At 42.5% G+C, this 21,794-nt stretch carries 22 protein-coding genes; 9 read left to right on the top strand and 13 right to left on the bottom strand.

Annotated elements, in window-relative coordinates:
- Nucleotides 1-232: 232 nt before the first annotated feature.
- On the bottom strand, nucleotides 233-1,546 hold the full coding sequence (locus tag ASV53_RS08990) for a DUF945 family protein (RefSeq protein ID WP_062690766.1): 1,314 nt from the start codon (nucleotides 1,544-1,546) through the stop codon (nucleotides 233-235).
- Nucleotides 1,547-1,721: 175 nt separating this feature from the next.
- On the opposite strand from ASV53_RS08990, the gene ASV53_RS08985 reads away from it, so the two are divergent.
- The 8 genes from ASV53_RS08985 (at nucleotide 1,722) to gspS2 (ending at nucleotide 8,182) form a co-directional block, all read left to right on the top strand.
- Nucleotides 1,722-3,770 (top strand): ATP-binding protein, encoded by a 2,049-nt coding sequence (locus ASV53_RS08985; protein ID WP_094956845.1) that lies wholly within the window; start codon nucleotides 1,722-1,724, stop codon nucleotides 3,768-3,770.
- Nucleotides 3,767-4,267: a response regulator gene (locus ASV53_RS08980; RefSeq protein ID WP_094956844.1), complete on the top strand. Its 501-nt coding sequence runs from the start codon at nucleotides 3,767-3,769 to the stop codon at nucleotides 4,265-4,267. Before ASV53_RS08985 ends, ASV53_RS08980 begins: the two co-directional genes overlap by 4 nt.
- Before the next feature lie 78 nt (nucleotides 4,268-4,345).
- The gene (locus ASV53_RS08975) at nucleotides 4,346-5,344 is read left to right on the top strand and encodes a 2-hydroxyacid dehydrogenase (RefSeq protein ID WP_094956843.1); all 999 of its coding nucleotides are present in this window, start codon (nucleotides 4,346-4,348) and stop codon (nucleotides 5,342-5,344) included.
- Between the two features lie 216 nt (nucleotides 5,345-5,560).
- Nucleotides 5,561-6,112: a hypothetical protein gene (locus ASV53_RS08970; protein ID WP_048900212.1), complete on the top strand. Its 552-nt coding sequence runs from the start codon at nucleotides 5,561-5,563 to the stop codon at nucleotides 6,110-6,112.
- Between the two features lie 205 nt (nucleotides 6,113-6,317).
- On the top strand, nucleotides 6,318-6,863 hold the full coding sequence (locus ASV53_RS08965) for a septation protein A (RefSeq protein WP_062690763.1): 546 nt from the start codon (nucleotides 6,318-6,320) through the stop codon (nucleotides 6,861-6,863).
- Between the two features lie 13 nt (nucleotides 6,864-6,876).
- A complete protein-coding gene (gene yciA, locus ASV53_RS08960; protein WP_062690762.1) occupies nucleotides 6,877-7,275 on the top strand; it encodes an acyl-CoA thioester hydrolase YciA in 399 nt (132 codons plus the stop codon).
- A gap of 136 nt (nucleotides 7,276-7,411) precedes the next feature.
- Complete coding sequence (locus ASV53_RS08955; RefSeq protein WP_094956842.1) at nucleotides 7,412-7,711, top strand: YciI family protein; 300 nt, start codon at nucleotides 7,412-7,414, stop codon at nucleotides 7,709-7,711.
- Nucleotides 7,712-7,795: 84 nt separating this feature from the next.
- Nucleotides 7,796-8,182 (top strand): type II secretion system pilot lipoprotein GspS-beta, encoded by a 387-nt coding sequence (gene gspS2 / locus ASV53_RS08950; RefSeq protein ID WP_062690760.1) that lies wholly within the window; start codon nucleotides 7,796-7,798, stop codon nucleotides 8,180-8,182.
- 111 nt (nucleotides 8,183-8,293) lie between these two features.
- Here the strand turns inward: gspS2 and ASV53_RS08945 are convergent, their stop codons facing one another.
- From ASV53_RS08945 to ASV53_RS08930, 4 genes are all read right to left on the bottom strand, one after another.
- Nucleotides 8,294-9,229, bottom strand: a complete 936-nt coding sequence (locus ASV53_RS08945) for a class I SAM-dependent methyltransferase (protein WP_094956841.1) — start codon at nucleotides 9,227-9,229, stop codon at nucleotides 8,294-8,296.
- Between the two features lie 144 nt (nucleotides 9,230-9,373).
- Complete coding sequence (locus ASV53_RS08940; protein ID WP_062690758.1) at nucleotides 9,374-9,580, bottom strand: hypothetical protein; 207 nt, start codon at nucleotides 9,578-9,580, stop codon at nucleotides 9,374-9,376.
- Between the two features lie 202 nt (nucleotides 9,581-9,782).
- The gene (locus tag ASV53_RS08935; protein ID WP_094956840.1) at nucleotides 9,783-10,487 is read right to left on the bottom strand and encodes a TIGR01621 family pseudouridine synthase; all 705 of its coding nucleotides are present in this window, start codon (nucleotides 10,485-10,487) and stop codon (nucleotides 9,783-9,785) included.
- A 169-nt stretch (nucleotides 10,488-10,656) separates the two neighbouring features.
- Nucleotides 10,657-11,991 (bottom strand): sodium-dependent transporter, encoded by a 1,335-nt coding sequence (locus ASV53_RS08930; protein ID WP_094956839.1) that lies wholly within the window; start codon nucleotides 11,989-11,991, stop codon nucleotides 10,657-10,659.
- 400 nt (nucleotides 11,992-12,391) lie between these two features.
- Between ASV53_RS08930 and cls the strand changes: the two genes are divergently transcribed.
- A complete protein-coding gene (cls, locus tag ASV53_RS08925) occupies nucleotides 12,392-13,849 on the top strand; it encodes a cardiolipin synthase (protein WP_094956838.1) in 1,458 nt (485 codons plus the stop codon).
- Between the two features lie 117 nt (nucleotides 13,850-13,966).
- Here the strand turns inward: cls and ASV53_RS08920 are convergent, their stop codons facing one another.
- The 8 genes from ASV53_RS08920 to ASV53_RS08885 form a co-directional block, all read right to left on the bottom strand.
- Entirely contained in the window at nucleotides 13,967-14,608 is a 642-nt protein-coding gene (locus ASV53_RS08920) for an OmpA family protein (protein ID WP_094956837.1), read from the bottom strand.
- Complete coding sequence (locus ASV53_RS08915; RefSeq protein WP_205049195.1) at nucleotides 14,605-15,531, bottom strand: hypothetical protein; 927 nt, start codon at nucleotides 15,529-15,531, stop codon at nucleotides 14,605-14,607. Before ASV53_RS08915 ends, ASV53_RS08920 begins: the two co-directional genes overlap by 4 nt.
- 9 nt (nucleotides 15,532-15,540) lie before the next feature.
- The gene (locus tag ASV53_RS08910) at nucleotides 15,541-16,404 is read right to left on the bottom strand and encodes a type II secretion system F family protein (protein WP_094956835.1); all 864 of its coding nucleotides are present in this window, start codon (nucleotides 16,402-16,404) and stop codon (nucleotides 15,541-15,543) included.
- Nucleotides 16,404-17,321, bottom strand: coding sequence for a type II secretion system F family protein (locus tag ASV53_RS08905; protein ID WP_205049194.1), 918 nt, complete (start codon nucleotides 17,319-17,321; stop codon nucleotides 16,404-16,406). The genes ASV53_RS08910 and ASV53_RS08905 overlap by 1 nt, the downstream gene beginning before the upstream one ends.
- A gap of 29 nt (nucleotides 17,322-17,350) precedes the next feature.
- A complete protein-coding gene (locus ASV53_RS08900) occupies nucleotides 17,351-18,619 on the bottom strand; it encodes a TadA family conjugal transfer-associated ATPase (RefSeq protein ID WP_094956834.1) in 1,269 nt (422 codons plus the stop codon).
- Nucleotides 18,620-18,685: 66 nt separating this feature from the next.
- Nucleotides 18,686-19,951, bottom strand: coding sequence for a CpaE/TadZ family protein (locus ASV53_RS08895; RefSeq protein ID WP_094956833.1), 1,266 nt, complete (start codon nucleotides 19,949-19,951; stop codon nucleotides 18,686-18,688).
- On the bottom strand, nucleotides 19,951-20,493 hold the full coding sequence (locus ASV53_RS08890; RefSeq protein ID WP_094956832.1) for a hypothetical protein: 543 nt from the start codon (nucleotides 20,491-20,493) through the stop codon (nucleotides 19,951-19,953). Before ASV53_RS08890 ends, ASV53_RS08895 begins: the two co-directional genes overlap by 1 nt.
- Nucleotides 20,490-21,794, bottom strand: a 1,305-nt coding sequence (locus tag ASV53_RS08885; RefSeq protein ID WP_094956831.1) for a type II and III secretion system protein family protein, incomplete at its 5' end; no start/stop codon positions are given. The genes ASV53_RS08890 and ASV53_RS08885, both read right to left, overlap by 4 nt.

Raw genomic sequence — 21,794 nt, 5'->3', positions numbered from 1 at the left:
CCGACTGGTTATCCAAGCACGTCACCTGAACATGTTGTCTAACCTTTATGTGTTAAGTGTCGTCTATTTATCTGAAATTACTAAATACAAATAATGTATTTCATCAATAGACAAAATCTATCAACAAGTTTTGCAGATAAAAAAACGCGCTATCTCTTGCGAGATAACGCGTTATTAACCAATAAACTCAGTGTAAGCAATGCTGCTCAGTAAGGTACTGGATGCGTCTACATTACATAAACAACATAAATAACATACCCAATGGCAGTTGATCGCCATTAGCTAAAATCACCTTGTCGCCTTCGACTTGCATGTTCAATACATATTTGTCGTCTAGGCGCTCTACGATTTCGGCTTGCTCCATCATAGTCGCTCGTTCTAACAACGCAGGATCCATTTCAACTAATTGTTTAGGTAATTCGAGTGCAATATTGCCCGTTAGCTTTTCAGCAATTTTATCTACACTTTGAGATGCGCGCGCTAAACCAGGTTTAACCACAAAACGAACTTGGCTACGAACATCCCCCATTGGCGTCGTCAGGCTTAAATCGTCCATCGCGAGCGTTAACCCTTTTGCCACTAGCAAATCTAACGCTAACAGTGCCTCTTCTTGCTGTTCTTGGGTCATCTGTTCGTTAATGTCATCGCTCATGTTACCTAAGCGTGCAATCGCAGGGTAATCTAAACCAATGAAAGACAAGTCAAAGTTAAAGTTGTCGTAATCTTTACCATCAAAAGAAACAATCTTTTCAATGGTCACTTTGTTTTCATTCGTTAAGCGAGTATTTTCATCAGCCTCAGCATCTTTTGCTGGCTCAGTTAGCACGTTACTCATCGCGACTGACATATTTGTCAGGCTTACTGCTTTATCGTTATTGCTATCAATGAATTTTACTGAGCCTAACTGCGCTTTCTGATTGCCCAACCAGAACTGGCCATCCATCTTCCCTTTACCGCCACCCGTGAAATTCAGCATTTCCATGGTTTCGTTTGCGGTAGTCGTGACCGAAAACTGCGGCAAGTGGTAATGGAACTCACCTGCCCCTTTCCCATCTACATCACCATCAAAAATGAAGGGTTCGCTGGATACAGATGAACCAAAATCATCTTTGTAAGCAACCGGGTTAATCACCACTTTAAATTCAGTATGACGCGTTAATGATGTCTCAGTTTGGAACGTAATTGGCGCTACGCCTTCGCCCCATGCTTGCGCTGCAACTTTTTGTAAACCCTCATCCAGCTCAAGTTGGCTGTATGAGGTCATACCCAGTAAACCATGCTTGATCTTATGCGAAACATGCCAAACAGACGGTAAACCTTCTTCTTCAAACAGCGGTTTAAACTCGTCTTTTATTTCGATTCGAGATACCGCTTCAGAGCTTAAATAGCCACGATCATAACTCTCGTTGCTGATTTTGACGTAAGGGTTTTCATACTTGCCAACCGTATCCAAATAAATACGTTCACCAACTTGACCCACAGCAATCGGCCAACACACCGCCACCGCAATAGCACCACCAATTGCCCCAATTTTCTTGAGCGTCATAAATATCCCTGATCGTAAAAAATAAACTGAGGCTAGTGTATTACAAACCGCTGCATACCTCTATGAATCCTCTATGGATCAATAAGTAATACGTCCAAATTGTTGTCAGCCTCTCAGACCCTACTGTTCATTTAACATACACTGAATAAAGAACTCCCTTTTAAAGGATACCATCGTGAATAGCTTCGTTATTTTGTGCCTGGATGATGAGCCCAGCATTGTCGAGCGACTGCGGCAAGACCTAAGCCCATTCAGTGATCTCTTTGATATTGTCGAAGCTGATAGTATCGACGATGCCAATGACACGCTGGCCTTTATTGAGCAGCAAGGCCAACAAGCTGCGATGGTGATTTGTGATAACGATTTGGGTGCAGATAACGGCGTCGATTTCTTAGTACAATTAGATAACCACCCTGTCACTAAACGCGCTCGAACAGTCTTGTTGAATGACAAGCCACAAATTGATGTCATCATGCAAGCGGTTAACGAAGGTCGGCTTAATTACTGCTTAACAAAACCTTGGCAACGTGAAGAATTACACCGCGTCCTCATTAAAGAGCTCACAACCTACGTCATAAAACACCCCGATGAAGATTGGCTAAAATACAGCCAACTGCTTGATCACCGTCGTATTCTAAAAGCGCATATCGACCGGCAAATGTCGAGCTTTCGCTCAGGCTTTATCCGTCACGGTGATCAGCTTGATGACACAACACTCGCCAGCCAAGTCACCGATGCCCTGCACAGCTTCTTTCAAGGCAATGATGAACACAAAGCGTGCCGCACATATAGCGAAGGCCATGTGCTCACCCACGAAGGTGAAGCTAATAGCTTCTTATGGTTTATCACTCGGGGAGAAGTCGCGTTATATAAAAAAGATGAAGATGGCTTTAAGCATGAAGTGGTACGCGTAGGATCTGGCAACCTGATTGGGGGGATGTCTTTTGTAACAGATGAAGCTTCATTTTCAACTGGTATTACCCTGTGCCAAACCGACGTCATTAAATTAGATCGACAGCTGTTCACTAAGGTCATGAATTCCCAAAGCGAGTTGCTCCCCCTTTTTACCAACCTTTTATTACGCAACTTTAACCGCCGCTTACAAGGCAGCATCAAAACCGAAATGCGGTTACAGCAAACCCTAAAGTCACTTGACGAAGCCTATCAAGAACTTATCGACAAAGAAAAAATGGCAATGTTAGGTCAATTAGTGGCTGGCGTTGCGCACGAACTGAATAACCCAGTATCTGCCATTTTACGCGGCAGCGACACCTTAAAAGAAACTATCTGTAAATTAACCGACTCACAGCTTAATCACGATAATCAAACCCAAGGCAATGTGATTTTGCAGCGTGCAATGCAGTCCCGTCCCTTATCGACTTCAGAAGCTCGACAACGTGCCAAGCAACTCGAAGCAACACTTGGTGATAGGCAAACCGCCCGCAAGGCCGTTTTAATGGGCCTCGATGACACCGATAGCATTGAACGCTGGTTACTCCCACAAAAGCATCAACTCAAAACAGTGGTTGATGAATGGGAACACTATTACCAGATGGGTAATTTCTTACGGTCAATCAATGTGTGTGCTCACCGTATCGCTGACTTAGTCAAAAGCTTAAAAAGTTACGCTAGGCAAGATGATGAAAACACCCACGATGTCGATTTGCATGAAGGGCTTGAAGATACCTTGGTCATCTTTGAAAACCGCTTAAAGCGACACCATGTCACCAAAGAGTATGCTGAACTACCACATATACGTTGCCAACCTATTGCGTTACAACAGGTGTGGACGAACTTAATAGCCAACGCTTTAGATGCGGTTATAGAACCCGGAGAGATTCGAATTACGACTCAATTCACTCCCAATAGCCACCAGCAAAGCATTGATATTTTAGTAGAAGATAATGGCAAAGGCATTCCACAAGCACAGCAAGAGAAAGTCTTTGAGCTCAATTACACCACTAAACGTGAAGGTAATTTTGGTCTTGGCATTGGTTTATCGGTTTGCCAGCAAATCATCCATCAACACAACGGGACCATTCGCATCGAGTCTGAACCTGAAACCTTTACCAGAATGATCGTTACTTTACCCGTTCACCAAAACTATTCTTCTGTTCAAGCAGCACCTGACAAAGCTGCCTCTTACAAATCAAGGTCGAGTCAAACAGATCAAGATAAAACGGAACCCGATCAAATAAGACACTCACATAAGGAAATGCTATGAAAAAATATATGATTTTATGTGTTGATGATGAACGTGAAGTACTCGACAGCGTATTACACGACCTTGATGCCTTAGGTGAGCATTTCATCCTTGAAGCCGCGGAATCGGTGGACGAAGCCAAAGAAGTATTAGCCGACGCCATTGCCGACCATATTCCGTTAGCCTTGATTTTATGCGACCACATCATGCCCGGAGAAACAGGAATTCACTTTTTAATTGAATTAAAACAGCAAGATGAAACTAAATCGGCACGCAAGGTATTGCTGACGGGACAAGCTGGTTTAGAAGAAACCGTCCAAGCCGTTAATAACGCAAGCTTGGATTATTATATTGCGAAACCCTGGGATGGTGAGAGCTTAAAAGAGATTGTGATTGAACAACTTACAACCTATATGATTGACAACGAGAAAGAATTAATGCCGTGGGCACGCATATTAAATGCGGCAAAAATCATGCAAGCAATGAGCGATCGCCGCTTGTCATTATCCGACGGTTAATCATCATACAAACTTTGCGCTAGAACTGAGAAATGTTATCTTTATCACAAAATCTAAGTTCTCCTAAAAGGTGACGCTATGAAAGTTGCAGTCTTTAGCACAAAAAAATACGACCAAAAATCCTTTGAGTTGATCAATCAACATTATCAGCTTGAGCTTTCTTATTTTGAGTTCCGCTTAACAGAGCAAACAGCGCGCATGGCGCAAGGTTTTGATGCTGTATGTGCATTTGTGAATGACGACTTATCACAACCTGTTTTAGCGCAACTGGCTAAAGCAGGCGTTCGCCTTATTGCTATGCGCTGTGCTGGGTTTGATAAAGTAGATCTTAATGCCGCACAGGCTCTCAATATTCAAGTAGTACGTGTACCTGCATACTCACCAGAAGCGATTGCCGAACATACTATTGGCCTAATGCTGAGCCTGAATCGTCGTATCCATCGTGCTTACCAACGTACACGCGATGCCAACTTTTCACTTGAAGGGTTAACCGGCTTTAACTTTAACGGTAAAACCGTCGGTGTTATTGGTACTGGTCGCATTGGTATTGCAACCATGCGTATTTTAAAAGGGCTCGGCATGAATATTTTGGCTTACGACCCCTTTGAAAACCCAGCAGCCATTGAGCTAGGTGCAATCTATACCAGCCTTGAAGATATCTACCGCCAAGCAAACGTGATCACCCTTCACTGCCCAATGACAGATGAAAACTACCATATGTTAAATGCTCAAGCTTTCGAGAAAATGCAAGATGGGGTGATGATCATCAATACCAGTCGTGGCGGTCTACTGAACTCCAAAGACGCCATTGAGGCACTAAAAAGCAGTCGAATTGGATCGCTTGGTATTGATGTGTATGAAAACGAGCAAGACTTATTCTTCCAAGATAAATCGAATGATGTCATCAAAGATGATGTGTTCCGCCGTTTGTCGTCATGCCACAACGTGCTATTTACTGGTCATCAAGCTTTCTTGACCGATGAAGCACTGGGTAACATTGCCGATACAAGCTTACATAGCATTACCAAATTTGCTCAGGGCGAAACATCGGGTAACGAACTCATTAAAAGCGTATAACTCAAACTTAGCGTTTCATAAGGGCTAAGCAGCATAATGCTTGGAAGATAAATGAACGCAAAGTGTGGCTGCATTCACACCCTCCCTCTTAATTTGGTGGTTATTTAACCACCAAATTATCATTTTGAAGAACAAGTCAGTCCAAAACCTATTATTGGTATTACTTGTCCTTTAGAATATGACGAATTCTATTTTATAGCCTTTGGAATCTTTTTCATGCGCAAAACACTTATTGCTACAGGCATTGTGCTAGCAACAATGACTGCAGCACATGCTGAAACACCAGCAACTAACACCATGAGTAACTTCAGCTACGATTACGCAGAAGCGCGTATTGGTATTGATCCATTGACTTACGGTGGTGGCTTCAGCATGTCAATTCACCCTAATGCGCACATTACAGGTAGCGTTGATACGCGCTTCAAAGGCGATTGGGATGCAAATGTTGGTGTTGGCTTCCACGCGCCAGTGAACAACTGGGCTGATATTACGGGTGAAATCAAAGCCCTTAATGTTAAAAATGACCGTTACAACAGTTCTGGTGGCAAGATGGGTGTTGAAGTGAACTTAGGTGTTCGTCAATGGCTTGGTCCACAATTTGAAGTTGGCGGCAAAATTGGTCACACAACAATCAGCGACGATGACAAAGTAATCGGCTCTATCACAGGTCGTTTCCATGCAACCGAACTATTCTCAATCGGTGCTGAAGGCAAATTCAATGGCCTTTACGGTGATCAAATCATCCTGACGACACGCTTTAAGCTGTAATCGGTTTTTAGATAATCCGTCAGTACAGAAACGGTAGCCAATAAGCTACCGTTTTTTATTTGTCGCGACATACTCGGTCACATATCGCTGGCAGCAGCATAAGATACCGAGCCATATCACCTTCGCTAGCAGCCAAGTACTCTGCCATTTACTCTCGGTTTAGGTATACTAGCCAGACATATTTGTCAGTAAGGCTCACAGCCACATGAAACAACTACTCGATTTTATACCGCTTATTGTTTTTTTTGTTTTGTATAAAACCCATGATATTTTCGTTGCAACAGGTGCCTTAATCATAGCCACCGCCATTCAAATTGCCTTGACGTGGTTTTTGTACAAGAAAGTCGAAAAAATGCAGCTAATCACCTTCGCAATGGTCGCTGTTTTCGGTAGTTTGACGCTATTCTTACATGATGAAAACTTCATTAAATGGAAAGTCACCATTGTCTATGCGCTCTTTGCGATTGGCTTAGCGGTTAGCCAGTTCATGGGGAAACCCGCAATTAAAAGTATGCTAGGTAAAGAACTGACTTTACCCGATCCCGTTTGGAACAAAGTAAATTTGGCTTGGGTCTTATTTTTTACCGTGTGTGCCGTTGTTAATATCTACGTTGCATTCACTTTACCACTCGATGTTTGGGTAAACTTTAAAGTATTCGGCTTGCTTGTATTAACGTTACTCTTTACCCTTGCCACTGGCGGGTATATTTATCGCCATATGCCGAAAGAAAACGGTTCAGACAAGCAGTAACTCGGAATCAACAATGACAACAGAAAACAACATCCCTCGCGGACAACTCCTTCTCCGCACCTTAGCAATGCCAGCAGACACCAACGCCAATGGCGATATTTTTGGTGGCTGGATCATGTCTCAGCTTGATTTAGCTGGTGCTATTTTGGCAAAAGAAATCTCAGGCGGTCGCGTAGTCACCGTTTCCGTCGAGAGCATCGCATTTAAAGCGCCTGTCAGTGTTGGCGACGTTGTTTGCTGTTATGGTGAATGTAAGCGCATTGGTAACACGTCAATGAGCGTAGGCCTTGAAGTTTGGGTTAAGCCAGTGGCACACGAGGCCGTTGGGGATCGCTATCAGGTTTGTGAAGCGACCTTTAACTATGTCGCCATCAATAGTGAAGGCCGACCACGCCCGGTGAAAAAAGCCTAACTAGTAAAAAGCCTCACTTGCTGTGAGGCTTTTTTGTAGTGTGAAACGCTCTCATCGCAAAGCATTGATACCCTCGCGTCGCAAAGATACAATCAAGCAACTGATACCCAGCTCTCCACAAAAAAGGAATATAACAATGTGGTATGTAATCTTCTCTCAAGATGTTGAAAATAGCCTAGAGCGTCGTTTAAGCGTTCGTGAAAAACACCTAGCGCGTTTAACAGAGCTTCAAGCACAAGGTCGATTATTAGTTGCAGGCCCAAACCCTGCTATCGACAGCGAAAACCCGGGTGAAGCAGGCTTCACGGGCTCAACCGTGATTGCTGAATTTAACTCGCTTGAAGACGCAAAATCATGGGCAGATGCCGATCCATACATCGACGCGGGTGTTTATCAAAACGTTATTGTTAAACCATTCAAAAAAGTCTTACCTTAGCTTAAAGAAAGACGGTATTGCGTCAATTGATTAAGCGGTTTAGAAAATCACTCGGTAAACACTAACAATAAGAAAGCCACACTTATGCTGAAGAAAATATTAGCGGTAGCTGCACTTCTGGTTTTGAATGGATGTGCATCAAGTGAAGATGATACAGCCATTGCTTTAGCAAAAAGCCGAGCTGCAACCATTAACGCTAAAGCGCCTTACGACAAAATCGACGAATATAAAGTCATGAAAGCTCAGGCGAAAAATAAAACGGTTGTAATTACTGTCCTTTACGGTGGTGGAGGAAAAATGGCCCCATCTCAAACCATAAAAGCGGCAGCAGCAAACTATTGTAGCAGTGATGAACTCACACCACTTTTTGATGCAGGTGTTAGCTACAATATAAAAATCATGGATATGCGTGGGCGCACCATGGTTGAACAATCAGTTTATAGCGAATACTGTAAACAACTGATGCAGTAATCGCGACAGTAAAGATGCAAAGGTCACACAAAAATGGCCGCGAATATCACTATTCGCGGCCATTTTATTTCAACAAAGCAATCATTCAATAGAGAGCGCTCTCGCTGCACATTATCGACGGAAGATAAGGGCTTTTAAGCCACCATCCGGATCAATATCTTTGAATTCAGGCGGGTTTTCTAACCGCTCAATAAACTGTAGTTCAGGGGCTTCTTGCGCCATACCATCGATTAAGAACTGAGAATCAATAGATGGATCGTTCACACATGCCAGCACTTGGCCATTTTCAGTCAACAACTCAGGCAAGCGACGTAATATTTTTGCGTAATCTTTTGTGAGTGCAAAACTGCCCTTTTGGAACGAAGGCGGATCGATAATGAGCAAGTCATAAGCGCCCATCTTGCGCACTTTTCCCCACGACTTAAACAGCTCATGGCCTAAGAAGCTAACCTTTGATAAATCATGATTATTCAGATGATGATTATCTCGACCTCGGCTCAACGCTGCTCTAGCCATATCAAGGTTCACAACATGCTCGGCGCCACCGGCAATCGCAGCAATCGAGAAACCACAAGTGTAAGCAAATAAATTAAGAACACGCTTACCTTCAGCCTGCTCCTGCACCCACTTACGGCCATAACGCATATCTAAAAATAAGCCATTGTTTTGCTTACGACCTAAGTCCAGCTTATAAGTCAGACCATTTTCGACCACATCTTGATATTCACCCAATTCGCCCCAGATCACTTCTGTTGGTGAACCATCACGATCACGGTGCTGGAGTAACAATGCCTTGGCACCGCATTGCTGCCATTGTGTGGTCAAGAGTAAACGCTGCAATAGCGCATTCAACTCAGAAAGAAATTCTTCAGAAGGCTCTTTGAATAAAGAAACCAAGACTTGATCTTGTAGCCAATCAACCGTGATTTGCTCTAACCCCTGCCAGCAGCGACCACGGCCATGAAACAAACGACGCACTTCAGATGGTGGTGTCGATAATGCATTAAGGAGGTGTTGTTCTAATTGAGAAAGTGCGTTTATATCCATCTTGCCAGTCGATTGTTCAGATAAAGGCGCTATTCTAATACCAATTCCATTAATTAGCTAAACAGAATATTGCGCAGTAATTGGTACTTTGAACCAGCGAGAATGATTTGATCACTGATGCGTCAGTATGATCACCTAGCGAATTCAAGCGACTAGCTTTAGTTGTTCTTCTTCAATACGGGAGCTGGCGAGTACAACATACTCAGCGGTGATTCGGACTTGGCGATGGCGTTTAAGACGGGTTTTAATGGTGTGGCGGTTACGACGGAGAGAGGCTAAATCCCAAAAGCGGGTTTTATTTTTCTTTTTCTTAATTCGCATACGTAGCGAGACGGAACGGGTCAGGCGCATTCGATTCCTCAATCTAGGTCATTTCCTAGACCGATATTATAGAGAAGTCGTATTAAGATCGCATTTGCGTTTGAACAAGTTAGCAGCAGTTAAACCAAGTTATTTTTTGTTTTAACCATATTTGTTGAATAACGCTGCTATCCCTAAGCTACCGGTACTAAAATCAAAACTAACGCACTGAAAAGTTGTAATAAGTACAGACTTAGCGCTGACATGCCTTTTGTAGGCTATCGGGCAATGTTGGCCATGTTAATGTCCACGGCGATTGCCATTGTGCTAACGCCACTTTCACTTCATCACTATGCCACAACTCACCTTGTTCTGGTGGGCAAGTAAAACGTTGGGTTTCGCCTTTATATGGAAATGCCAGCGAGTAAGCATGCAAGTAACCACGGTCTGCATCTTCGCTGCCATAAATCGCATCCCCGGTAATGCCAGCACCGACACTGCGCAGCGCAACCCGAATTTGGTGTGTTTTACCCGTATGGGGCTTACATAAAAAGAACCGACGACCATTACCCGCAGCTGCAGAAAAAAACTGGGTGACTGCTGGGTTTTCTTTGGTACTTTCAAGTTTCCAGCTGCTGCGACGAGAACGACTCATATCGCCCACCACGACACCTTGTTTTTTCTTCGGTTTTTTAGTGCTGATCGCAATATAAAACTTATCGACAACACGATTGGCAAAATTAGCAGAGAGTAAAGCTGCAGCCTCTTTATTACGCCCTAATAAGAGCAAGCCTGATGTCATCTTATCTAGTCGATGAATCAAGTAGAGCTGCTTATCACCCGTTTGCTCAGCAACCGCCGCTAACAAAGGCTGATCATTATCATCTTTATGCACACTCACGTTGGGGTGTTTATTGATAATTAAAAAGTCAGGGTGTTGATGAACCAATGTAAACATACTGCGGCCTTAGGTAGAGAAAGCGGTAAACGGCATGAACGCGGCATGCACATAATAGAAAGCGGAGTATATACCCAAGTCATTATAAAGTGCAGGCTGCTATCCATACCTTTATATAAAAAGAAAACCACTCGATTGAGTGGCTTTCTTCTTTTATCTATTCCGTAGTCTAGGCAAAGAATACAAATAGCATCAGTAGTGGGCAAACAACACGAACATACCAAGGCCAAATTTTCCAGAATAAGCCTTGTTCCAGTTCAGGGTAACCTTGCTTGATCTCTTGTAATGCTTGATCGCGCTTCCACACCCAACCAACAAGTAGTGCGAATACCATACCTAAAATAGGCTGAGCATATTCCGTGGTCAGCGATATAACCAAACCAAACATATCCCCAAAGTTAAATACGATAATGCCAGAGAAAACGGTAATAATGCCGCCAATCCACCATACTGCGACTTTACGATCTTGCTGTAACTCTTCGGTTGCACAAGCAACGGGGACTTCAAGCATCGAGATTGACGATGTGAGTGCAGCGATAACCATAAGAATGAAGAACAGAACACCAACCAATAAACCAGCTGCGCCCATGGTATCAAACATCGCAGGTAATACGCTGAAGACTAAAGTGTCTGATGACAGTAAAGCCCCTGCTTCGTTATAAATTTCAACACCATTGTTTGCAGCTACAAACATCGCAGGCAAAATCAATAGCCCGGCAATGAAAGCAACACCAGTATCAAGTAGAGCAACTTGCGCAGCGACTTTCGGTAGGTTTACATCCTTTTTGATGTAAGAGCCGTATACCATCATCGAACACACACCAAGCGAAAGAGAGAAGAAGGCTTGCCCCATCGCACTCACAACAAGATCGGCGCTAAACTGGGAAAAGTCAGGAATAAGGTACATTTTCAGGCCATTGATCGCGCCATCTTGGGTCAAGATGTAGGCCACCATCAATACAAACAATACCAATAGAACAGGCATTAACCGTGTCGACCAGCGTTCGATACCATCTGCAACACCATTACGAACCACCACTATGGTGAGCACCATAAAGACAACCATCAAAATAAGATTACGAGCCGTACTGAAAGACTCTAACCATTGCGCGGCCGACACCATACCAAGCGATTCAAGAATGGGCCCCGCTAAAGAACCCAACAACCAGCCTGCGACAATGGCATAGAAACTGAGGATCATAGAAACCGCGATCATGCCCGCAATACCAAGTCCAGTCGCAACTTTCTTCTGTTGAGGCCAAATTGAACGTAGAGATTTAATGGGGTTGGCACTGCCGTAACGACCAATAGTAAGTTCAGCCACCAACAGTGGGTATGCCAATGCAAAAACCATCAATAAATATACAATCAAAAAAACAGCGCCGCCGTTACTTGCCGCTTGGGTCGGAAAACCCCAAATGTTACCTAATCCAACGGCTGAACCTGCTGCTGCTAAAATAAAACCAATTTTGGAGCTAAACTGCGCCCTCGATTGACTTGCCATACGCCTTCCCTGTCGTGTTAGTTTTCATTATTTCATTGGATGCACGCTTGTAAAATATAGTTTACGAAACGAGAAAATGTATTTCCATTGTGTTACTGGCTAGTAAATCAGTTATCGAATAAAATGTGAAGCGCACTTTTCAATATTTTGATATTTGGCTCTGTTTGTTTTCACCAATCCTGCATAAAACACCAACTTTATTCACATCAGCACCATGACATCACACTTAATGCATACTCACTGATATTTTCTATCCTTTGGTACTTGTACTGGTATTAGTTTTAGTATTCCTCGTTACACTTTAATCCGCACTCAACACCGACTTTAGTGAGTTAACACTATGTTTTCGCGACAAAACGATGCAAAATGCCTACAGAGTTTTGCAATTATAAGTCTGTAAATGGAACAGTTTTATCAAATCCTAGCTTGGGTTAGCGTTTTTCTATATTGGCTACTGATAGCGGGTATTACAATTCGGGTTGTTTTCAAACGTCGTGTCGTTGGCGTCTCTCTTGCGTGGTTGATGATTATTTACATCATTCCGGTCGGTGGGATCATTGCCTACCTTTTATTCGGTGAACTCAATCTAGGAAAGAAACGAGCCAAACGCGCATTAGACATGTTCAGCCCATACGCAGACTGGTTTCAACGTCTGAATGATTGCCCTGAACACCAACCACAACTGATGAGCCAATATGCGCGGCCAATCTGTGATTTGTGCGAAAATCGCCTAGGTATACCAAGCCTCGTAGGCAACAGCCTGTCGCTTCAAGATTCACCTCAAACCATTTTAAAATCTATTATTGAAGATATAAAACAAGCACAGCTTTCCATTCATCTTGAATTTTATATCTGGCACCCAGGCGGCTTAGCCGATGAAGTCGGTGTCGCATTAATTGATGCAGCAAAGCGTGGAGTACGCATCAAGCTATTATTAGATTCCGCAGGTAGCATGCGTTTTTTCCGATCTCACTGGCCACGATTAATGCGTCATGCAGGTATTGAAGTCACGGAAGCATTGGCCGTCACCCCGTTTAGAATGTTCTTACGCCGCTTAGATTTACGTCAACACCGTAAAATTGTGGTGATCGACAACGAAATTGCCTATACAGGGTCAATGAATTTAGTCGACCCAAGGTTTTTTAAAACCGATGCTGGAGTTGGCGAGTGGGTAGATGTGATGGTGCGATTAACCGGACCAACAGTTACAGTGCTAAACAGCATTCAAGCTTGGGACTGGGAAGTTGAAACGGGGATGCGAGACTTACCGCCAATGCCGAGTTGTAACGTCAACCATCCCGATGAGCACTCTGATACAGTGCAGGTCATCCCATCAGGCCCTGGAATGCCAGATGAAATCATCCATCAGGTGTTGCTACTCAGTATTTATCAAGCATTAGAAAGCGTAGTAATTACAACACCTTACTTTGTGCCAAGTGAGAATCTGCTTCACGCCCTGCGCGGTGCGGCACTTCGTGGGATCAATGTCAGTCTGATTATTCCAGATAAAAACGATTCCACCATGGTTGAATGGGCAAGTCGTTCATTTTTTGCTGAGTTACTCAGTGCGGGCGTAAAAATTTATCGATTCCATGGCGGACTGTTGCACACTAAATCAGTCGTTATCGACGATAATCATTGCTTAATCGGCACAGTTAACTTGGACATGCGCAGTTTGTGGCTGAACTTTGAAGTCACATTAGCCGTAGACAGTGCTGAATTTACCCAACAATTAAGCTGGCTACAGCAAGAATATATTAAAAACTCCACCTTAGTTGATTGGCGAGAGTGGGAAAAACGTTCAGTCCAGCATAAGCTTGCTGAGCAATTTTTCTATATGTTTAGCCCACTCCTCTAATCCACAGACTCAGCTCAGCTCAGCTCAGCTACGAATAGAGCAATCAATAGCACGAAAAAATCCCAGCCAAGTCGAACTTGCGCTGGGATTTTTGATCATGCGAAAGATAAGGTTCTATTACACTTTTATCTCAACACGTCGGTTTAACTCACGCCCCGTTTCAGTGCTGTTATCAGCAACAGGTGCAGACTCACCCTTGCTAGACGCTTTTAATTGGTTACTTTGCATTCCACGCGATTTCAAGAACGCTTCTACCGACTCACTACGACGCAACCCTAATGCCAAGTTATATTCGGCACTGCCCTTTGCATCAGTATGGCCTTCAAGCTGAATCATCGCGTTACTGTGCTTTAATTGACCCGCAATCTTTTCAAGAATACGTACCGATGTTTTGCTCAGTGTTGAGCGGTCAAAAGTAAAAAATACCCGTGCAATAGTTTGCCCACTCTGGAACTGAGGAGAGGTATCATTATCTACAATTCTGACTACATCATTTTGCTCAAGGTAAGCTAAGCAATCTCGGTTAATATCTGTGGTATCTGCCAGTAACTCAGCATACGCTGATAAATCCAGATCAACAGGTTTGCCCGTTAGCATTTGACCATTACGATGATGTGCAATCACAACTGGCTGATGCTGAGTGATGGTTAACTCTTGATTAAAAGCGGTTGTTTCACATAAGTGCTGAAGCAAAGTTTCATTCGCCTGAACATGAAATGTTGTAGCTAAAAGTATTAACGGCAATACGCGTTTCATCATGATTTAACGTCCTCATTATGATCAGCCTGTTGCTGCTCATTCGTTTCTAATTGGGTATTTAGTACAGTGGGTACAGCATCTTGTTCCGCTTCAATGCTCGTTTCTGTTTCTGTTTCTGTTTCTGTTTCTGTTTCTGTTTCTGTTTCTGTTTCTGTTTCTGTAACTATAGGCGCATGGCTAGGAACGGAATAGGAAGCTAATGGGTATAAATTAGGCTGTGTTAAATCGTCATTTAGCTGATCAAACATGGTTGCCGCTTCTTGTTCGCTCATTTCCTGCATCAGTAAATTTTTCACTGCATTATATTGCTGAGAAAGCATCAAACTAACGATTAAATTTGCCTTAATTTGCGGATCAAAACGGTTTTTTTGATAAAGTGGTAGTAAACGTTCCGCTGCTTGTTTATATTTACCTTCCATCATTTCAGTCATCGCTAGATTATTGCGGATCGTATCTTCATTTTTGAAACCAACTCGAGCTTCAAAAAAATAACGACGAGATAAATCCATATTGCCTTGCTGAGCCAAAATAATGCCATAAAGATTTTTAACGGCGTAAACATCTTTACCGACGGCCAGGCTATAATCAATATAATACTTGGCCTGTCCATAATCTTTCTTTGAATAAGCAATATCGGCACGAGTTAACCAGCAGTTATTTAATAAACTGCATTGGTCATCTGGCACTTGATCAATATAGTAACTTGCCGCTTCTGTATCACCGTCTTTGTAGTACGTAGCTGCAAGTTTTACCGATGCGTCATAATCATTCGGATTTTTTTGTAACCGCGCCCGATAATTATCTTGTAAGCCATCAAAGTTTTTCGTTATTTCCATCCGTTCTTCGTCAGATATCGTCGACTTTGATTGGCCCGCGCAACCCGCTAATAGTACAGTCGCTATTATTACACTTAATAATCTCATCTAATGTCCCTACGACTGCATTAAACGCATAATACCAGGCGCAATAATCAATATTACAATTGGCATCATGATAAATATAATCAATGGCACACTCATCTTTGCTGAAAGCGAGCCAATTTTCTCTTCTGTTTCAAGCATTTGCACTTCACGAATATCTTTTGATAGCGTAATTAACACTTGATAAATCGAACTACCATGCTGAAGACTTTGTAATAAAGTAAAGGTAAAACTACGCACTTCTTGGGTATTAATACGAACTGCAAATTCGGTTAACGCGGTTTCTAACCCTGTCAAACGCGCACGTTCGGCTGTTTTATGAATATGGTAAGCTAAGTGTTTGTCAAAACCTTTCATTTCATCGGCTAAATACGCCATTGCAGATTCTAATGTCATACCTGTTTGCACACATACGGCCATTAAATCAATCAGGTAAGGTAGCTCTCGGCCAACGTTACGCTCGACTGTCTTTTTCTTAGCGGCTAATACCCAATCTGGGACTAAAATAATGGCAATCATGACACCAAATAGTGGAAGAATGGCATCATTTAATTCCCAATCACCCGCTAGCACTTGAAAGGCACAAATAACGAAAGTAAGGCCAATAATGCCAAACTTTGCAGGTAAGTAATAAATCGCTAGCCCTTTATTATAAACGCCAGCCTGCTCTAGTTTATGTTCAAACTCTTTTTTATTTTCAGAGCTAATTTTATTCATTGCCTTGCGAAAATTACGTCTCGCTTCAGATTCAACCTCTTCGCTTTGCAACAAACTGTGCATTCGCTTACGCTGTTTTGCACGTTGTGCCGACTGAATCCAACTAAAAGCAATAATCCCGATAAATAAAGTCACGAGAGAAATGACCATAGAAGACATTAACGGATACCTCGAATTAGTAACCAAATGATCGTCATGCCTATCGTCTCACTACCAATGAGGTAATAAAGAATGACGCGCCCGTTAGGATCTCGTAATACAAAATCAAAATTCTCGGGGCTCATATATTGCATTCCGAAAAGGAACAAAAATGGAATAGCACCGACAATTTTTGCCGAAAGGCGTGCCTCCGATGTCATTGCGTTAGTTTTTTTCTCTACCGAGCGAGCATCAAATAATACCCGATTTAAACGAGTCATTATCTCTCTTAACTGGCCGCCGCGGATCATGTTAGCTCGTAACGTAATAATAAAAAAACGATAGCTTTTATACGGACAGTTTTGGCACGAGCGACGAAATACATCATCAGGCGACTCACCAATTTGTAACCGCTGCCCTACCCATTTAAACTCTTTGCCAACAACAGTATCTAATTTATTACCCACAAACTGGATAGCTTGCATTACACTTTCGCCAGAGCTCACCGCACTGGTCATTAAGTTAATAGCATCAGGAAAAGAGGCTTCAAACTGTTTTTTCCTACGCGCCAGTAAGAAACGAAACAAAATAAAAGCAGCGACAAAAGGCGTTGCAACTAAAGCAGACATACCCGATACAAAGCCAAGCGCAAGATACACACCAACGACGTAGCTCATACCAAAGCTAATAATACCTATCCCAATCGCCGCCTGAATAAGCCCTTTCTTACCAAGTTGAGAAAACACACCATTTAAACGGATTAAAAAACGGTCTTTAACACTTTCACCCTTTAGAGATGCAAGGTTAACTAAATTAATCTCATTTTCTGACTGTGTTTTTTGATCCTTCTTTATTGCTGATATTTTTTGCTTTTTAACGGTACTGCTATATAACAGTGCTGCTGCACCAATCAACACTAAAGAGAAGTAAAGGGTCATGCCTTATCCCTGTTTTTGATTAAAATGAATTAACGAAAAGCTGTCATCAGTTCATCATATAAACCAAAGAATTTTGATTTTTTCGCTAACTCTGAACGTTGCATTAAACCTGGCGTTACAAAGCGACCCGAAATTTTTTCACCTTCCGTTTGATGGTCATCGGCTTCAAAACGGAAAATATCTTCCATCACTACATTTTCGCCTTCTAAGCCAACGACTTCAGAAATAGCCGTCACTTTCCGGCTACCATCATGTAAACGGTTAGCCTGAATCACAATATTCACGGCGCTCACGATAGTACGACGAATAGCTTCTAACGGCAGGCTCAAGTTCGCCATCATGATCATACTTTCAACACGGGCTAACGCATCGCGCGGAGTATTGGCGTGCAATGTCGACATTGAACCATCATGGCCCGTATTCATCGCTTGCAGCATTTCAAACGCTTCAGGGCCACGACACTCACCAATAATAATACGATCAGGACGCATACGAAGGGCGTTAATCACTAGATCTCGCTGAGATATAGCACCAGTTCCTTCGGTTCCTGATACCCGCGTTTCTAAACGCAAAACATGGGGCTGTAACAAGCGTAATTCCGCTGCATCTTCGATGGTTAAAATACGTTCTTTTTCAGATATATATTGCGATAAGCCATTCAGAAGCGTGGTTTTACCTGAACCTGTACCACCAGAAATCAAAATATTACAGCGGCAACGAGCAGCAATCATCAGTACTTTTGCCATTTGTGGACTCATCGCGCCAAACTCAACTAGCTCAGGTAAACCAATACTTTGCTTCTTAAATTTACGAATGGAAATTGCGGTGCCATCAATACTGATCGGGCTAATTACGGCATTTACACGGCTACCATCAGGTAAGCGGGCATCTGCCATGGGCGTTGATTCATCTATACGACGGCCAACACGCGAAACAATGCGCTGAGCGACTTGGCGTAACTGCTTATCATCAACAAAGCTGATATCCGTTTGTTCAACAATACCATTACGCTCAATAAAGATATTATCAGGACCATTAACCATAATATCGGTGATATCTTCATCATCCATCAAAGGCTGAAGTGGTCCAAGTCCTGTCAATTCATCTATTAAGTTAGTAACGTACTGACGGCGTAAAATAGCAGGAACAGGTTGCTCCATTTGCTCAACCAGCATATCAACGCCATTGGTTAACTGCGCGCGTAACTGCTCTTTACTAGCACTTTCCACAGCGGTGGTGTCTAAAGCTTCGAAAATACGATTTCGAATATCCAAATATAGTGACTTCGCAGCACTCATTATTTTCTCTTTATCATTATTATTTAAATAAGTATCAGGCTTGGCTATGGCCTTATTTTGCTACGTTTATTTTTTCGATACCAAAGATGTAAACTTTTCGAGTAATTGCTGAAAAGGATTCGCTTTTACTTCAATTGAACGTCCGAGCACTAAACCAGATAGTGTAAGGATTTTTGCCGAAAACTTACCATTAAGGTCGATAAATCGCTTTCCTGACAGTAAGGTAGCTGGAATTGTTTTATCATGAGCGACTTCAATATCAACAATACGCGCTAACTCTTTCTCTATTTCGTTTTTGTATAAAATACCGTCACGAAAGGTCCGGTGTTGATTAAGAACGAGTAAGCTACGAGGTGTTTTAAGTGACATACGTGCCGCCATATCAAGGCTATGTAACATGCGCTTGGCTGAACGAACGGATGAGACAGTTGGATCTGCCACCACGATCACAGTATCGTAGCTTTCACAAAAATGTTTGTAGTCGATAGCAAAAGGGACGGAAGCCGAAAAATCTTCTACGATCAAATTGAAGCGACGAAGCAGCAAGGAAGCGACTGCATCACTTTCTTTCAAACAATCCGTAACCGCTGTTTTGTCACCATCAATCGCCAGCAGTGATAAGCCATCGTTCACTTTCAGTAGCATTGATTGCGCAGAATCTTCATCAAGCTGAGTCAATTTAACCGATGACTTGCTCATATCAATTTTTGGGTAATCATCCATTCCAAGTAATACATCTAAATTACTATCGGTATAGTTATGATCAACCAGCATGACTCTACTTTGGGTTTCTTTACGTAAAAATCGAGCTAACTCACAACTCAGTAGAGAGGCGCCCACACCACCTTTAGAGCCAACAACGGCAATGCGCTTTGCTTTACGCTCTTTACCTAACCCCTTGCCACCATGGTGGTTTTTTACCACATGGCGCATAAAATCGCTTAATTCACTTTTAACTACAGGCCAAAACACATAGTAGAAACCCATTTCTTTGAGTGAACGAATGGTAGAAATGGCATCTTCTTTACCAATAACTATCACAGAAGCAGTATTAGGGATTTGGGGCGCAAGTTCTGCCATGCGTGTCACCACATCCTCACAATCTGTGAGTTCAATGAGCACCATATCAATACTAAGTTGATTAGCCGCGAAAAACTCATTCCATGACGATGCTTTCATTTGACGTAGTTCTGGCTCACCTAACGCGTCAAAGCGGAATACTTCTTTAACTAAATCGCGGCAATGCTCTGACTGATAAAAAAGAACACTACCAAGCCCTAAAGTTTCATCCGCTGCTTGGGTGGATTTGAGCGCTTCAGTAAGATCTAACATTAATGGCCTTCTCGCTGTTCAATTGTCATTTCGGATACAACAGGCATGAGAGTTGAAGGCGTCGCTAACTGTTTATTGCGAGCGCGTTCAGAAAAACAACCATCCTGTTGATCCCAAGCGTTATATTGCCCTAAGGGCTGACAAGGCGGAATTAAAACTTGCGTTCGATTAGCAACTAAAAACAAATCTGTAGAAGAATGCGGCTTTACCTCTATTTTGTAATCAATCCATTGCTGATACTTACCTAAATTACGTTTCATTTTGGCTTGAAGCTGCTTACCTTTTTTAGTCACAGCTGTAATAACCACTTTTTCAGCACCTTGATCAAACTGCGTAATAACAAAATCGCGAGCACGCAAATAGACTTTGTTTTGATCAGCGGCTCTGTTTGTTTTTGCACCTATCTTCAATTCTGTTGATAACGGTACTAATACCGCTTCAGTACCAACAACCGCGGGGCCTTGGCTACAACCGCTCAGCAAGGTAAGCGATAGTACAATGCTTACCAGTAAAGTCTGTTTAGTGCTTTTCGTTATAATCATTTTTTAAAGCCACCATTAGAAAGCAATTCATAGGTCACGCCATATTTCGGTTGTGCTGTTAACCCTAATAGACGATTTAGCGTACTGGTGCGCTGCATATTTGGCATTTGAATCTCTGATTGATGCTGTGACTTCACACGGTTTACCGTTGCCACAATAATCAATTCACGCTTAGTACGCTCAGTGGTCGTATTCCTAAATAAGCTACCTATAATAGGAATATCACCCGCACCAGGTAATTTTGAAATACCTTCAACATCATCGCTGCTTAGTAAGCCCGCTAGCACAAAGCTCTCACCGTCTTTGATCTCAATGGTTGTTTCAGCTTTACGCGTACGCAGCGCAGGGAAAGAATCACCACGGATTTGATAGGCCTTGTCTAAGCTACTGACTTCTGGGCTTAACTTAAGGCGAATACGGCCACTCTCTAACGTTTTTGCAGCAAATGCGAGCTTGATACCATAAGACTTGTAAGTCACCGAAGTACCGTTATTACTTGATGTAACAACAGGCAACTCACCGCCAACCATGAAGCTTGCAGACTCGCCTGAAATCACTGACAAGTTAGGCTCAGCTAGCATTTGGCCAACCGATTCATCATTAATTGCGGTTAGAATCGTGCTCAACTCACCAAATTTAAAATCTGTGAACAAGAACTTACCTTGATCACCAAACATACCGCTCCACTTAAAACCAAGCTCTTCATTTAACTGACGGCTCACTTCAGCGATAGAAAGTTTGACATTAATTTGATCTGCAGTAGCTATTTTAAGTTTGTCGACTAAACCTTTATATTCTACTTTTTTATTAAAGTAGGCTTCAACGCCGCCATCTTTATCGTCACCACTCTTAATATCATTACCAACGGTAGTATCTTTTTCTAACTTAAGTAATTCACCAATAAGCTTAATCACTTCCTGATGCTGAGTTTGGTTGATAATTTCACCTCGCACCAACACTTGCTCATCAATTGCTTCAATAATAACGTTCAAATCAGGGTAATGCATTTTTAGCTGACGATTGACTAAGCTTACATCACGAACAACATTTACTTTACGGTCGTATATTTTATTATTGCCTTTTCCGAACACCATCACTCTGGTATCACCACGAGTTCGTCCAAATATAATAAATTTATTACCATCTAATATCTGATAATCGGCCACTTCAGGTGAAGCAATAAAAATAGTGCCTATTTCTTCTTTCGTGGTCACGCTGGTCGCATCACCCAGTGCCACATTCAAGCTAGCTGCATTAACACTCATTACAGCAAAAAAACTAAAAACCACACTGATTAATAT

Source organism: Photobacterium sanguinicancri (assembly GCF_002265265.1).
Classification (GTDB): domain Bacteria; phylum Pseudomonadota; class Gammaproteobacteria; order Enterobacterales; family Vibrionaceae; genus Photobacterium; species Photobacterium sanguinicancri.
Note: the sequence above shows the minus strand (reverse complement) of the source record. Positions and strands in the feature narration are given on the sequence as shown.